We start from the raw sequence: 14137 nt of genomic DNA on the forward strand, positions 1-14137 counted from the left end.
TTCCACAAGAAAGAAATCTAGTTATTGGGTATTTTTCTCAGAATAAGGTGTGCAAAAGACCTAATATATGTTATGGTAGATATTAGGTGGTATAAATGGATAAAGAACCATTACAAGAGATGGCAAAGGTGATTATTGATAGAGGCTTTTCAGAAGATAGTATGAAGGTCTTAGCCAATCGTTATGTTACCTACAAATTTGCTGAATCGCTGGAATTTGCAAGAATAGCAGGTATTCATTATGATATTTTTCGAACAAATCAAGATCAGCAGGAAAAAGTAAAAGTATTGACCATCGTTGAACTGCTTATACTGGCGGGAGATATTATGGATGACATTCAGGATCAAGATGCCCATGAGAATGTACCTTGGTCTCAAGTAGAAGATAGCTATAATTTCAATATAGTTGTAGGAATCATCCTTATTTGTTTACAAGAAGTGTCAGAATTTGGCAGAGGTCAACCGCAGGCAGACATTTATCAGCTTCTTTTGCAATCGATTAATGGGCAACAGATAGACTTGCAGAATGAACTACTCACTGAAGATGATTATTTCCATATGTGCTTTTTGAAATCGGGTTCATTAATCGCTATAGCATGTCTACTTGGTGCAGGGCATATCGAAGAATCCATTAGTGAAAAGATAAAAGCGTACGCCAATTATTTAGGCGTCATTTTTCAATTGCGAAATGATGTGAACGATATGGAGGAAGGATTCAGCAAAAATGATCTATTACATAAGAAAAGAACCTTACCGATTCTATATTACTTGAATACTGACAATCAGGCATATACAGTGATTCAGGATTATTACCTAAACAGTTCATCCAATCAGGATGTTTCTATCGTTCATCGGGATTTGATGAATGAAGACGCATTGCTCTATTGTACTGTTGTGGAAAAAGTGTTTATCCGTAAGTTTCATCAAGCAGTGGAGCAACTGGGTTTATCATCAATACAGGAAGAGCGATTATTACAGATTGCAACGGTTGCGGAGAATGGATGAATGTATACATGAGCATTGTTAAGAGGAGTACAATCATTGCACCCCTTTTCGAAAGCGTAATTATTTTAAGACCAAAGGTTAGGAGTGGGTTCACTGTTGTTTTTTTCAACTGTTACGACATTTTCAATAAATTTACAATCTTCTGTCGTCAGCTCTAAATTCACTTTGATATTGTGATTATTAACATTTTTCCATAGGTTAAGACTGGATGACTTTTTATCTAACTTTTCGTGAACTAGTTCCATAATCATTTAATCTACCTCCTTTCTACTTAAGGATAAAAGAAATGGGGCAAAGGACTAATGGATAGAATAAAAAAATATCAGGTCATTAAAGCTATCTTTTATTTCATCCATATTTACTTGATGTTTGAGCTGCTTTCTCAATATGGCAGCTTATTGGATGAATTATATTTACCACTTGTTTTTTCAACAATAATAGCCCTCATGACCTATATTATAAACACACAAGTCAATAGTAAGTCTAGTAATTTCCTTATTTATTTTTTATTAGCAGGTTCTATAGCATATACCTCTTCGTTAGGCCGAAGTGTTGGTGTCTCTGAAACGGTGCTCCCTTTTGTTATAACTTTTCAATTATGCGGCTGGTATTTCCAGAAGTTTATGCATGAAATATTAGCGAATCATCGGTTAGTGCGCAGGAATCATCCCAAGAAGTATGATATACGACTAATTCTTTTGGCTTTAATTAGTGGTTTCTATGTTTTTGCTCACTTCTCCAATACGTTGTACGCTGTTGCTAGAGTTGTTTTTATCCTTTACTTTTTCATTAATATAGGCACACCACTAGTTAAAGTCATCTATTTACTATTACATAAAAACCAGCCAAAACGCTCGCTATTATCGTGGATGCTTGGGGTCCCCGTTGCGGCTTTTTTTCCGTTTTTTCTCTTACACGTGATCCCGTCTTTATTTGGTCAGCCATGGGTGAATGCCTATCTTACGGCCTGGGCCTTCTTTATTATTCCAATAGGATATACCTACTTGATTTTGGCTAAAAAAATGATTTCGATCAGGTTAGTGATGAATCGGGTTATTTATTACAGTGGTCTGGCATTGCTTCAATCGTTATTTCTGCTGTTCTTTTTATTTTGGTTTCATGTCGATCTTAACCTGATGGATACGTTGCAAGTCTTTCTCCCGTTATTATTGTTGAATATTTTATTTTTCTTTATCAAGGAGCAGTTCGATTATCGACTGCGCAACCTCTTATTTCGAGACAGGAACAATCGGGTGCAGTCTATCGAAAAATTGGTGAACGAACTGGAACACTGCCTGACCAAAGAAGAGGTTGATAACGTGGCGATACGCGAGATAAATAGAAAGTTCGAGAGAGTGGATGTCACGGTTCTAACGTACCATGAGCAAACGGATCAACTAGAGCGAGAATATCTAATCGGCGAGGCGGATTTTGCAGAGGTCCCTTTTTCACAGCTTGCGAATCAAGGGAGCCCTATCATGATCGAGCATGAAAATAGGATGGGTATCTGCCTAGCTAAACAGTCCAATACATGGGATTATCTATGGATACGAAAGCAACAAGGTAAAGCGCGTTTTCAACAAGAGGATAAGGATTGGCTGGTACAATTGGTTTCTTATCTGCGTTTTGCTTATGAGATCATTAGAAGCAATCAACGCTCGGTGAGGCAATTGATGGAGGAAGGGGATACATCCCCAGAGGCTTCGCGTTTTCTGTTTCATTTTGGCGAAATAGAGAGACGCAGGTTGGCGGAAGATATTCATGATACGATTTTACAAGATCAAATCTATGTTTCTCGAGAGCTAGAAAGGTTGGCCGAGGAAAAAAATCAACCAGAGCTACAAAAACTTCGAAATAAAGTAAAGCAAATCATCGATAAAACAAGAGAAACCTGTGAAGATATGATGCCTGCTACCTTATCGCAACAAGGGTTAGCTGCTTCTTTGGAGAAGTTAGGTGTGCAGTTTCAGCAAACGACTGCTTTTCAGTTTCGCTATGATGTGGAAATAGAGGCGGAACCTTTTGAGCATCATCAAAAATCACGAGTCATCTATCGGTTGGTCGAGGAGCTGCTGAATAATGCGATGCAACATGCAGATGCTAAACACGTAACCGTTCATGTGTGGCAAACAGCAGCAGATGTCTACCTTGATTATCTGGATGATGGCAAGGGTTTTGATGATAAAGAAGCACTACAAGAAGGAGGGACAGGGTTAAACAGCTTCGTAAACAGAGTAGAAAGTGTCGATGGCAGCATGGAGTTGAAAACAGATACAAGAAGAGCAGTACAAATCTTAATAACGATACCGAGGTGAGCGTATGGTAAACGTGTTAATTGTGGATGATCATCAGTTAGTAGGAGAAGGCACCAAATCCATGCTGGAAGCTAATGAAGAATTCTCTGTTACCTATACAGCGACAGCGGAGGAGGCTTTATCATTACAAGCATCCTTTGACCTATATATACTGGACCTCTATTTAGCAGGCATGACAGGATTGACGTTAGCGCAGAAATTATTGCAGCATGATCCGCAACGGAAAGTAGTGCTTTGTACGGGTTTTCCGAAGCAGCATACACCGGAGTCTCTTGCGAAAATGGGTATTAGAGGTGTGGTTAGTAAGGAAGCGCCGAAATCGGAGTTTATGCCATTTATCCATTTGATTGTAGCTGGTTATACCATTTTTCCTTTCTCGGCTAAACAACACGTTACATCCAATGTGTATGGATTAATAGAGGAAGAGTTGTTAGTGTTAGAGAAGGTTTCCCAAGGCTATAAAAATAAAATTATCGCAGAAGACTTATTTGTTTCTGATCGAACCATCGAGCATCGATTGACGAGTATATTTAAAAAATTGGCAGTGAAAAACCGTATGGAGGCAGTACAGGTGGCGGCGAGGGAAGGGTTGGTTGGAAATCCGGAGAATTTTAAGGAGGAGTAAGCAAGGATTCTTAACTGAAGCCCAAATAGGTATCATACGTATATTGGAGCATACTCCGATAAACATATTCCTACTAAGATAGATTTAGACTGGTATGATTGATCGAATATTTCTTTTAACGTATTTCCGAAAGAAGTCTCCCCCTTCAAGGCGTGTGAAGGGCATAGCCCAACGGTAAGGGGGAGATGAATTTCGGTTGGGCGATAGCCCAAAGGCTTTTTTTTGTCTTTTTTCTCATTGTGGTATAATCATTATTATAAGAAATAGGGGCTGATTTGACAATGAAATTAGATAGTAATAATCATTCAGTATTCTTGATGTATTATCATCTTGTGTTGGTTGTAAAATATCGTGGAAAGGTTATTGATGACACAGTTTAAGACTATGCTAAAGACAAATTTGTGTCCTTGAGTGAGAAATACAATATTACATTGGTCGAGTGGAACCAGGATATTGACCATGTTCATATTTTGTTCAAAGCACAACCTAACAGTGAATTATCGAGATTCATCAATGCATACAAAAGTGCAAGTTCAAGGCTTATCAAGAAGGCGTTTCCTCATGTTCGTAAAAAGCTATGGAAAGAAATGTTTTGGTCAAGAAGTTTTTGTTTGTTGACGACTGGCGGTTCACCTATTGAAGTGGTGAAAAAATATATTGAAAATCAAGGGATAAAGTGAGGTGATTTGATATGGCTAAACAAAACAAAGCGTATAAATTCAGGGTGTATCCAACAGATGAACAGGCTTTGATGATACGCAAAACTTTCGGTTGTGTTCGTTTTGTCTACAACAAAATGTTAGCAGAGCGCAAAGAAACATACGAAAAACTAAAAGATGATAAAGAAGCACTGAAAAATTTGAAACACCCAACTCCTGCTAAATATAAAAAGGAGTTTGCATGGCTGAAAGAAGTGGACTCTTTAGCGCTGGCGAACGCACAATTAAACGTAGATAAGGCTTATAAAGCCTTCTTCAAGGGGAATGCCAAGTTTCCAAAATTCAAAAGTAAACGACACAGACAAAGCTACACAACGAATGTAGTAAATGGAAATATTCAGTTGTTGGATGGTCATATCAAATTACCTAAACTTAAAATGGTTAAAATCAAGAAACATAGGGAAATCCCTTCAGAATACAAAATCAAATCTTGTACCTTATCTATGACTTCATCAGGAAAATACTATATTTCTATTCTTACAGAGTACGAGAAGGAGATTGAAAGCAAAGAAATTGAAAAAGTTGTTGGTTTAGACTTTGCGATGGATGGACTATTTGTAGATAGTAAGGGTGAGAAAGCCAATTACCCCAAGTTTTATCGACAAATGCTTGAGAAATTAGCGAAAGAACAACGCAAGCTTTCTCGTAAAAAGAAAGGCTCTGCAAATTGGAATAAACAACGTATTAGGGTAGCTAAAACTCAAGAAAAAGTTGCAAATCAACGTAACAACTTTCTCCATCATAAATCAAAGGAGTTAGTGTCTAACTTTGACGCTGTTGTGATCGAAGATTTAGACATGAAAGGGATGTCACAGGCACTAAAGTTTGGAAAAAGTGTCGCTGATAATGGGTGGGGAATGTTCACTTCTTTCTTACAGTACAAACTAAAAGAACAAGGTAAACAACTTGTCAAAATAGATAAATGGTTTCCCTCTACAAAAACTTGTTCGAACTGTGGTTCAGTAAAAGAAATCGAATTATCAGAACGTACTTATCAATGTGCTTGTGGACTAAACATTGATAGGGATTACAATTCAGCACTCAATATCAAAAAAGAAGGAATTCGCTTATTGGCAACTGCCTAAAAATGATATAAACTCTTGGAACAAGAGGGTTAGCTTGGTCAATTTCGTTAGCTACCAAAAGTGGCGATTACCCAAGAAGCCCCCACTTCAAGCAACCCGCAAGGGTGGTAAGTGGTGGGAGTAGTTCACGAAGGTGAATCCATTGAGTTTACGAACGTTTGTGATCAGTGTGTTAAGTGTCATCGGTTGTACAACATTGCTAGGTTGCACCTCAGAAAGTGATCAAATTCCGGTTTCAGGAAAGATTATCGTGGAACAAGAGGAATATGAAATGATAACAGCGAATTATTCCTCAGATGGAGAGGAAGTAGACCTCTATTCCGTTGGAGAGAAATCTGCACAGGAAGTAGCTGACGATTTTGAAAATAGGACACTGCCAAAGAATACGGAGATAAAAATTGCAGTAGAAGATCAACCATCTCTTACCGTTTTGGAATGGTCAGAGGATGAACAATCGACCGAAGTGAGTATAGAAGATGATACCATTACCACGCCATCAAAGACAGGTGTTTATATTTATGGAAGCAATCTGGCCTGATGGCGAAGCTACTTTTGTATTTGATATCAATGTAGAGTAGGACTATGGCGCTCATGGAATAGTAGGCTTTTTTAAATTCAAAATACACCACCCTAAACAACCCGCAGAAGGAAGAACTCGAGTGATCATCCTTCTGCCTTTTCCCCATCCCATTCTTCCCCGCAGAAATGCGCGAATTTTTCGGTGATATCTTTTAGATGTTGATACTCCATTGCTGAGAGATTGCTACTATCGACGGCTTCCAAGGTGTATTGCGTGAAATTCCATACTTCTTTTTGAATCGCCGCCTCACTGACGACAGCCATCTTGTATAATGTGTCGACCATGCTATATATAACGGAGATATCGTCTTTTCCATAATGTTTGATTTGATAAAAACTAAGAAATAAGTAATCACGAAAGTTTTCTTGTTCCATGATGAAGCGCAAGTCGCCGTTTTTATCTGAAAAATAGGTCACGGGATAATAATGATCCGCTAACTCGGAAAGCAAACCACCAATGCGATGAATACAATTAATCGCCGTATTCGGATCATTCATACTGGGTGATAGTGCCTTTACCGCAATCTCCACCAATTTTCCAATCGAAAAGCCAATATCCTGCAGATCAGTCCGTTCATCACCGATTACTAAAAAATCGTCGTGTTCGGGTAAGTTATTGTTTTTGTCGCCTAAAGTCCAAAGGTGAAAAACGGGCATACCTTTCGGGACATAATCACCTACCTGAAAAGTGGATTCTAACACCATATTATTCACACTAGCCCAGTTAATCAGGTAATTATAATAGACTTGCTGAATATAACCGGATTGCCTAGCATAAATGGTCTGTCTATCCTTTTCCTTGATCGTATCTATTTGTGAAGGCTCCCAGTGCTGATGTTCTCCATACGTTCGTTCTACAAATGTTTCGCTGATTAATGCGGACGTCTTGTTACGAATGACGCCAATTAAGAAGTTTACTTGGGCCCATCGTGCAGAAAAATGGATAAACAAAATAAAAAAGCCAAGTGAAATCATCGTAATGATAACCGTGAAAAAAGGACTAAGCAAATCTTGTTGGTTTGTTTCTGTCAATAACCATAAGTTAATGAGCACAAAAAGAAAACCAAATGTGTAAACACCCAACACATGCTGGGTGATCTTGCTCTGCATAAAGTCCTGTAAGGCACGAGGGGAAAATTGGGATGAATAGGTTGTCAGCATCACCATAATCGTTGAGAAGCTGATCGTTGTCATTGTCAGCATCGCTGTAATTAAGGCAGCATAAAGCTGTTTTGCTATACTTTGGCCGGTTAGTAAGATATTCGGTATACTGTCGGACGCTTTAGGGACGAGCCAAACATCCAGTGTCGTGATTACTCCTGCTGCAATGATAGAACATACCCCATATACGACAGGTAAAAACCAGAAACTGTCGCGAGCGGTTGTCCAGAATGTGGTGTTTTTCACGTTATCCCTCTTTTCTCATAAAGTTTCCTCTCGCCTTATCATCCTTTCCCTTTTTGTATAAAATGAAACGAAAAAGCAGAAAAACGATGAGTCTTGCAGATGTTTAGGGTTCATTAACAGCGGGAACAACGACTGAACAAGTCTTCTTACCATGCAGAAGATATAAAAAATATAAAGGAGAGTTAGTTCATGCTTTTACAAGATAAAATCAAGCAACTCAAACAAATCAGTTACGAGGAACCGCAAAAGGTACTTTCTGTGTATCTGAATACCGACCATAGAGACCCTGAACAACAAGGAGGGGCCTGGAAAATCGAATTAAAAAACGGATTGAAAGACCTGGCAGATGCAACAAAGGAAAGCAGCTCCCATGAGGAAAAAAATCAATCCAAGACGATTCGGCAAAAGGTGGAGCAAGAGGTTTATGATCGAGAAGCGAGAAAAGAATTATTTAGAGGTTTCGTTCTTTTCGGGACGGCAGATGAAGATTTATGGTTTACACAAGCTTTGCATATTCCCGTCGAAACAGCCTTTCATTGGGAGAATGAACCTGCCCTCGACCAATTGAAAAAACTGGAGCAGGCGTATCCTTACACAGGTATCATCGTCATTCAACAAGACGAAGTTGCCGTTCTTGAAACAGAGTTGGGGACGTTGGTGGATCACTCGCACTATACCTTGGATCTGAACACGAATGATTGGCGCCAACACCAAGGCCCACAGGGTGATGATATCACACAAGGCGGAGCCAAAAAAGATGAATTCAAAGCACGCGTGAAAGAACATCAACAACGGTGGTTTAAAGCGTTGGTTGCCAAGATGGAAAAAAGGGCTGGCCAACGAAATTGGGAACAAATATATCTCGTTGGTGAAAAGAATGAAGTAGAACCGTTGAAGGATTATTTTAATAAAACCATTGATAAAACCATCCCTCGTAACTTATTAAACAGTGATGCCGATAAAATCCTCGATGAGGTACTGGGAGACTAGGTTGACCAGTACAAACCGTGAGAATCCCGATCCTGATGGCTAAGCCCTTAACTAGGTCTTGCTTCATCTGCCCAACAAGCCATGAAAAGTGCGCTTTTGTTCAATAGGTGTTATGATTACGGATAAGTAAGTCGGTAAAGGAGCAAGGCAGATGAATCGGAACCAAAGGAAAAGATGGGGAGAGGCCATCAAGTACCTCGTGTGGACTAGCTTGATCACCGTTGCGGTGCTTGTGTTTGTTTCCCTTTTGATAAACAATCTATCATCCGAACAAGCAGATCAGGAAGAACATTTGCCAAGATTAAGTGAATCATTGTGGGAGCATCGGCCGTTAGTCGAAAAGTATGCCGAACAAGAGGGTGTCGAAGAGCATGTCGATACGATCTTGGCCATGATGATGCAGGAGTCTGGCGGAAGAGGGACGGATCCAATGCAATCTTCGGAAAGCTTTTGCGGAGAGCGAGGCTGTATTGAGGATGTCGAAGAATCGATTGAAAAGGGTGTAGCTTACTTTTCAAGTGCATTGGAAAAGGCAGATGGTGATGTCAAATTAGCCGTGCAGTCCTATAATTTTGGACATGGTTTTATTAATTATGTTCAAGAGGATCAAGAAGGAGCCTATTCGGAAGAGGCAGCAATTGCCTTTTCACAGCATATGTATGAGGAATCCGGCAAGGATGAATCCATCTATACCTGTTTGCGTGCTGAGGCAGAGGAGCTGGAGGCGTGCTATGGCGATATTCATTATGTGACGTCGGTAATGGGCTATAAGGAAGCCGTGGATGAAGAGATGGCCGAGCAAGCAAATCAATAGGTTTCAAACAAAGAATCTGTTCCTTCCAATTTGAGAGGGGCGGGTTCTTTTTTTGTAGAAGACGAGATGGAAGCTGCAATAGGTTCATCTTTTGGAAGTTTGATTATAGCGATATTGTCATTTGAACAAAAAACTACTGATGAGCCTAGCGAGCAAAATGGTGGTTATTTTATAACTACAGGATTGTGTAGCTGCCTCCTTGAAAGGCTATGCACTACTAGCATTTGGTGTTGCAGCAAAGAGCGCTTTTTTTAGTATATGTTCTATCTGTAATTATTATATCCTATTTAGTAGTTAGTTGAAAAACATGACTATGCTTTTTTAAACAAGGGTGTCATGATAGCTACTGGGACATACCGGAGGCAGTCTAACTTAACTCCATTACCTTTATCAACTTCAAGCTAAACCTGTACCAAATAAAGTAACTAGGGGCTAATTTGTCAAGATGTTGAAACTTTTTGGTTTATCGCTCGTAAATACTAGGTATAAGAACTATATGGGGATACATAGGCATGATAAAGAGAGAGTCGTACAAATAACTGAAAATGGAGTGATAAAATGGAACAGGAGAACAAACAGCAAGAAGAGCTGGAAGAAACAAGTGAGCAGGAACCAGTTCATGAGACGCAAGCGGAACAAGAAGGTGGCGAGGAGCAAAAGCAAGCCTCCAAGGAAAGCAACTCGCTAAACTTTGATTTTGCAGCGAGTATGAAAGAGACAAAAGGGATTGCCTTAGACGCTATTATTCGACCGCACAAGGTGGTGAGCTCCGGTCAATCGGTTCGGCTGGAAACAAGTGGCTTGATCTTATTGGTGTTAGCCCTGTTAATTAGTATTTGCAGTTTTCTTTTTTATAGATTTGGTTTTGACGGTTTATTAAGCTTTTTTGAAGATGTAGGGTTTGTCTTTGTCTTAACCACCTTCTTTTCATGGGTGATTACCTTTGTGATTGGTTATCTTTCCGTCTATCTGCTGCTGCGCTATTTCGGCGATCGCATGATGGATCATAAGCAATTGCTCACCCAATATGCGATTGTGAATGTCCCATTTGCTTTGGTATTTTGTCTTGTTATTCTTTTCTTTGGCTTTTTGATGGTGGACCTGTTTGTGATTACCTATGTGTTTGCTTTAATGCTGTATGGTTTATTGCATATTTACTTGTTTGTCGTGAATATGAAACAGCCGAAATACGATCTCTATTGGACGATGACTGGTTATTTATTGTTTTTAATCGTGGTTAGTTATCTGTTGACGGGGATTGATTTTGGCTCGCTATAAGAGAAGAGGGACTATCGCGAAATCCATGAGGGATTTTACGTTAGCCCCTTTTTTAACTTGAAATAGATAAACAATGATGGTTAACTAGTGTATATAGTGATTATGTGATATACATACAATAATAAGACGTATAGGGATAGATAACAACGTATAAAAAGAGGTATCGACATGCAAATTATGATATCAAACAGCTCAAAAGAACCCATTTATGAGCAAATACTAAAACAAATCCAGACAAAAATATTGTCTGGAGAATTGCCAGAAGGAACGGCTCTACCTTCGATTAGAGGCCTGGCCAAGGATTTAAAAATCAGTGTGATCACAACCAAAAGGGCATACGAAGAATTGGAAAGGTCAGGATTTATCTATTCGATTGTTGGCAAAGGCTCTTTTGTAGCAGAACAGAATTTAGATGTAATCCGTGAAAAAAAGCTGCGAGTTATTGAAGAGCAATTACATGCGGTGATCTCTAATAGTCGAGAAATTGGATTACCTTATGAAGAACTACAAGAATTATTGAAGTTGTTGTACGAGGAGTGATGGGGATGGATAACGTGATCGAGTTGCGCGGTGTTTCTAAAGCATTTAATGGATTTTCCATAGAAGATGTAGATTTACAGATCAAGCAAGGCTACATAACTGGATTTATTGGCGAAAACGGAGCGGGCAAGTCTACGATGATAAAATTGATCATGAATCTCTTGGAGCCAGATGAAGGAGAAGTGCATGTATTCGGACTGGATTATACGCGGCATGCCAAGGAGATTAAGGGTCGTATTGGCTTTGTTTATGACCAGAATATCTACTATCCATCGTTATCACTTAAAGACATTAGCAAAATCGTTGCCCCGGCTTACCAGCATTGGGACAAGCAGCAATTTGCGAAATATGTCGATCAGTTTGAACTGCCTTTCCATCAACCGATTAAAAAGTTGTCCAAGGGGATGCAGATGAAGGCCTCCATAGCGATGGCCTTATCACATGATGCCGAACTTATTGTGATGGATGAACCGACAACGGGATTAGATCCTACTTTTCGCAGGCAACTGCAAGATATTTTTCAAGAAGTGATGATGGATGAACGAAAAAGTATATTCTTTTCCACCCATATTACTAGTGATTTAGAACGACTGGCAGATTATATTGCGTTGGTTGATAAAGGGGAGATCCTTTTTCATCAATCGATTGATGATTTACGCGATCAGTACGCCCTCGTGAAAGGCAACATGGATTTACTGGACCGGGATACGGAAGCGAATTTTGTCAACATCGATCGTTCCTCTAGTGGTTTTCAGGCTTTAACCAATGATATTGCAGGAGTCAAGGAAGTCTTTGGTGATCATGTGGTTATCGAAAGAGCCTCGTTGGAGGACATTATGTTTTATGTGAAAAATAGATAACGATAAAGAAGGAGGAGATCTTACCTAGGTTAAGGTCTCTTTTTTTATCCATTTCGATTGACAAAATAACAAAACATTGTGTATATTGTATATATAGTTTATAGTGTTTATATAACATATATACAAAAATGCGCATAAACGAGGAGTGATACCGATGGAAAATATAGTTGAGTTTAAAGGCGTCACCAAGCGCTTTAAGGAATTCGCCTTAGAAAATATCGATCTGCAAATAAAAGAAGGCAGCGTAACCGGATTTATTGGAGCAAACGGAGCGGGCAAATCCACAACCATGAAGCTGATGATGCATCTCTTACAACCAGATGCGGGAGAAATACGTGTATTTGGACTGGATTATGCCCACCATGAAAAAGAAATAAAGGAACGATTGGGCTTTGTTTATGATAGCAATGTGTTTTACCCCCATTTAAACTTAGCGGATATCAAGAAAATCGTAGCCCCTTCTTACAAGCGCTGGAGCGACAAACAATTTGCTGATTACACAAAAAAGTTCGAGCTGCCATTAAATAAAGCGATCAAGACCTTTTCCAAGGGAATGCAGATGAAGGCATCCTTGGCGCTGGCCTTGTCACATGAAGCAGAGTTTATTATGATGGATGAACCGACAGCAGGCTTAGATCCCGTTTTTCGTAGAGAATTGCTCGATATCCTGCAAGCTATGATGAAAGATGGCGGTCGAACATTGTTTTTCTCCACCCATATTACCAGTGATTTAGAACAAATTGCGGATGATATTACCTTTATTCAAAAGGGGAATATTCTTTTTCATGATTCGCTGAAGGATGTGCAAGAGCGTTACGCGCTAGTCAAAGGAAGTGTAGATTTACTCGATCCGGATACAGAAAAAAGCTTTATAAAAGTGGAGCGTTCTGCTGATGGTTTTCAGGCTCTGACAGATGATGCGAGTAAGATAGAAGTATTATTTGGTAATCGCGTTGAAATGGAAAGAGCGACGCTAGAGGATATTATGTTTTATGCGAAAGGAGCGGATCATGCCTATGTTTAATTTAATAAAAAAGGATTTGATTATACAGAAAATACAATTGCTTATCTTTTTACCGTTTATTTTGTTTTTTATTTTTTTCGGCGATCATCTTCCTGCATTTCTGCTTTTCTTTATCGTTGGCATGTTCATTCCGATGAACGGTTATACGTATGACGAATCCGCAGAAACGAATATTCTGCTGAATTCTTTACCATATACAAGAAAAGAAATCATTGCTGCAAAATATATGGGAGCGGTTGTGTATATGGTGGTAGCGATGGGGGTAGCCTGTATTCTCTTTTCTTTATTCAATAAATCTTATACCATCACTGATATAGCATTAGGCGCAGGTTTGTTTTTGCTGTTTGGCGCATTGACTTTTCCGTTATTTTATATATTGAAACGTGGTTACATAAGTACGGTAGTGGTGATTAGTTTCATTGTATTCGTGTTTATTTCAGGTCCAATTATCCAATTGTTAGAGATTGATTTGCAGGGGATTATCAATTTTTTCACAAGCATATCTACTGCTACGCTTTATCTTAGTGGTGCGGTCATCACAATTGGGCTTTATCTGATTTCCTGGTTGGTTAGTCAATTTATTTATCAGCGAAAAGCATTTTGATAAACAACGTCTCTCCTATTAAATGAAAAAGGTGGTAGGTGCATGAGAAATTGGTTGATTCAAATTGGGTTTTTTCTAGCTCTTAATGTTCTATTGCTGATTGTGGATGGTACACCCCTTGTGCAGGATATTGCATTTGGTAGTTTTGGTGATAAAATGCTGCAGACAAAACTGTTTACGGACTGGTTTCATTTTTATGATACACCATTCTTTAACGTGGTTTTATTGTTTGCTTTGGCCCATGTTTTGTTATTTCCGTTCTATGGTATAAAGTTAAAGAAGCAAAAGTAATG

15 protein-coding genes and 1 pseudogene are annotated in these 14137 nt (G+C 39.1%); 14 read left to right on the forward strand and 2 right to left on the reverse strand.

Annotated features, from left to right (window positions below):
- Window positions 1-95: 95 nt before the first annotated feature.
- Complete coding sequence (locus BN6556_RS21200; RefSeq protein ID WP_066196148.1) at window positions 96-1004, forward strand: polyprenyl synthetase family protein; 909 nt, start codon at window positions 96-98, stop codon at window positions 1002-1004.
- A 65-nt stretch (window positions 1005-1069) separates the two neighbouring features.
- Here the strand turns inward: BN6556_RS21200 and BN6556_RS21205 are convergent, their stop codons facing one another.
- The gene (locus BN6556_RS21205; RefSeq protein WP_066196152.1) at window positions 1070-1255 is read right to left on the reverse strand and encodes a hypothetical protein; all 186 of its coding nucleotides are present in this window, start codon (window positions 1253-1255) and stop codon (window positions 1070-1072) included.
- Window positions 1256-1306: 51 nt separating this feature from the next.
- On the opposite strand from BN6556_RS21205, the gene BN6556_RS21210 reads away from it, so the two are divergent.
- The 5 genes and pseudogenes from BN6556_RS21210 (at window position 1307) to BN6556_RS21225 (ending at window position 6286) form a co-directional block, all read left to right on the forward strand.
- On the forward strand, window positions 1307-3319 hold the full coding sequence (locus tag BN6556_RS21210) for a sensor histidine kinase (RefSeq protein ID WP_066196155.1): 2013 nt from the start codon (window positions 1307-1309) through the stop codon (window positions 3317-3319).
- 4 nt (window positions 3320-3323) lie between these two features.
- The gene (locus BN6556_RS21215; protein ID WP_066196158.1) at window positions 3324-3944 is read left to right on the forward strand and encodes a response regulator transcription factor; all 621 of its coding nucleotides are present in this window, start codon (window positions 3324-3326) and stop codon (window positions 3942-3944) included.
- Window positions 3945-4225: 281 nt separating this feature from the next.
- Window positions 4226-4624 (forward strand): annotated as a pseudogene (tnpA, locus tag BN6556_RS21805) (IS200/IS605 family transposase).
- A gap of 11 nt (window positions 4625-4635) precedes the next feature.
- Window positions 4636-5748 carry an RNA-guided endonuclease TnpB family protein gene (locus BN6556_RS21220; RefSeq protein WP_066196161.1) on the forward strand — a complete coding sequence of 371 codons (1113 nt, stop codon included), beginning with the start codon at window positions 4636-4638 and terminating at the stop codon, window positions 5746-5748.
- Window positions 5749-5881: 133 nt separating this feature from the next.
- Window positions 5882-6286 (forward strand): hypothetical protein, encoded by a 405-nt coding sequence (locus tag BN6556_RS21225; RefSeq protein ID WP_066196164.1) that lies wholly within the window; start codon window positions 5882-5884, stop codon window positions 6284-6286.
- Between the two features lie 125 nt (window positions 6287-6411).
- Here BN6556_RS21225 and BN6556_RS21230 read toward each other — a convergent pair whose 3' ends face one another.
- Window positions 6412-7734 carry a DUF2254 domain-containing protein gene (locus BN6556_RS21230; RefSeq protein ID WP_066196167.1) on the reverse strand — a complete coding sequence of 441 codons (1323 nt, stop codon included), beginning with the start codon at window positions 7732-7734 and terminating at the stop codon, window positions 6412-6414.
- A 189-nt stretch (window positions 7735-7923) separates the two neighbouring features.
- Between BN6556_RS21230 and BN6556_RS21235 the strand changes: the two genes are divergently transcribed.
- The 8 genes from BN6556_RS21235 to BN6556_RS21270 all read left to right on the forward strand — a co-directional run bounded on the left by BN6556_RS21235 (window position 7924) and on the right by BN6556_RS21270 (window position 14135).
- Window positions 7924-8724 carry a VLRF1 family aeRF1-type release factor gene (locus tag BN6556_RS21235; protein WP_066196170.1) on the forward strand — a complete coding sequence of 267 codons (801 nt, stop codon included), beginning with the start codon at window positions 7924-7926 and terminating at the stop codon, window positions 8722-8724.
- 151 nt (window positions 8725-8875) lie between these two features.
- On the forward strand, window positions 8876-9538 hold the full coding sequence (locus BN6556_RS21240; protein WP_066196173.1) for a lysozyme family protein: 663 nt from the start codon (window positions 8876-8878) through the stop codon (window positions 9536-9538).
- 558 nt (window positions 9539-10096) lie between these two features.
- The gene (locus tag BN6556_RS21245; RefSeq protein WP_066196178.1) at window positions 10097-10816 is read left to right on the forward strand and encodes a hypothetical protein; all 720 of its coding nucleotides are present in this window, start codon (window positions 10097-10099) and stop codon (window positions 10814-10816) included.
- 168 nt (window positions 10817-10984) lie between these two features.
- A complete protein-coding gene (locus BN6556_RS21250) occupies window positions 10985-11356 on the forward strand; it encodes a GntR family transcriptional regulator (RefSeq protein WP_066196181.1) in 372 nt (123 codons plus the stop codon).
- Window positions 11357-11361: 5 nt separating this feature from the next.
- Window positions 11362-12216, forward strand: a complete 855-nt coding sequence (locus BN6556_RS21255; protein ID WP_066196184.1) for an ABC transporter ATP-binding protein — start codon at window positions 11362-11364, stop codon at window positions 12214-12216.
- Window positions 12217-12370: 154 nt separating this feature from the next.
- Window positions 12371-13240 carry an ABC transporter ATP-binding protein gene (locus tag BN6556_RS21260; protein WP_066196189.1) on the forward strand — a complete coding sequence of 290 codons (870 nt, stop codon included), beginning with the start codon at window positions 12371-12373 and terminating at the stop codon, window positions 13238-13240.
- Window positions 13233-13844 carry an ABC-2 transporter permease gene (locus BN6556_RS21265; protein ID WP_066196192.1) on the forward strand — a complete coding sequence of 204 codons (612 nt, stop codon included), beginning with the start codon at window positions 13233-13235 and terminating at the stop codon, window positions 13842-13844. The genes BN6556_RS21260 and BN6556_RS21265 overlap by 8 nt, the downstream gene beginning before the upstream one ends.
- A gap of 42 nt (window positions 13845-13886) precedes the next feature.
- Complete coding sequence (locus BN6556_RS21270; protein WP_066196195.1) at window positions 13887-14135, forward strand: YfzA family protein; 249 nt, start codon at window positions 13887-13889, stop codon at window positions 14133-14135.
- Window positions 14136-14137: the final 2 nt, after the last annotated feature.

This window comes from Gracilibacillus timonensis, from assembly GCF_900086715.1.
Taxonomy (GTDB): domain Bacteria; phylum Bacillota; class Bacilli; order Bacillales; family Amphibacillaceae; genus Gracilibacillus; species Gracilibacillus timonensis.

Bases quoted from the DNA above. Each gene is read 5' to 3' on its own strand.
- BN6556_RS21240 (WP_066196173.1), top strand. From the start codon at position 8,876: ATGAATCGGAACCAAAGGAAAAGATGGGGAGAGGCCATCAAGTACCTC.
- BN6556_RS21250 (WP_066196181.1), top strand. From the start codon at position 10,985: ATGCAAATTATGATATCAAACAGCTCAAAAGAACCCATTTATGAGCAA.
- BN6556_RS21245 (WP_066196178.1), top strand. From the start codon at position 10,097: ATGGAACAGGAGAACAAACAGCAAGAAGAGCTGGAAGAAACAAGTGAG.
- BN6556_RS21200 (WP_066196148.1), top strand. From the start codon at position 96: ATGGATAAAGAACCATTACAAGAGATGGCAAAGGTGATTATTGATAGA.
- BN6556_RS21220 (WP_066196161.1), top strand. From the start codon at position 4,636: ATGGCTAAACAAAACAAAGCGTATAAATTCAGGGTGTATCCAACAGAT.
- BN6556_RS21265 (WP_066196192.1), top strand. From the start codon at position 13,233: ATGTTTAATTTAATAAAAAAGGATTTGATTATACAGAAAATACAATTG.
- BN6556_RS21270 (WP_066196195.1), top strand. From the start codon at position 13,887: ATGAGAAATTGGTTGATTCAAATTGGGTTTTTTCTAGCTCTTAATGTT.
- BN6556_RS21255 (WP_066196184.1), top strand. From the start codon at position 11,362: ATGGATAACGTGATCGAGTTGCGCGGTGTTTCTAAAGCATTTAATGGA.
- BN6556_RS21260 (WP_066196189.1), top strand. From the start codon at position 12,371: ATGGAAAATATAGTTGAGTTTAAAGGCGTCACCAAGCGCTTTAAGGAA.
- BN6556_RS21210 (WP_066196155.1), top strand. From the start codon at position 1,307: ATGGATAGAATAAAAAAATATCAGGTCATTAAAGCTATCTTTTATTTC.
- BN6556_RS21235 (WP_066196170.1), top strand. From the start codon at position 7,924: ATGCTTTTACAAGATAAAATCAAGCAACTCAAACAAATCAGTTACGAG.
- BN6556_RS21205 (WP_066196152.1), bottom strand. From the start codon at position 1,255: ATGATTATGGAACTAGTTCACGAAAAGTTAGATAAAAAGTCATCCAGT.
- BN6556_RS21215 (WP_066196158.1), top strand. From the start codon at position 3,324: ATGGTAAACGTGTTAATTGTGGATGATCATCAGTTAGTAGGAGAAGGC.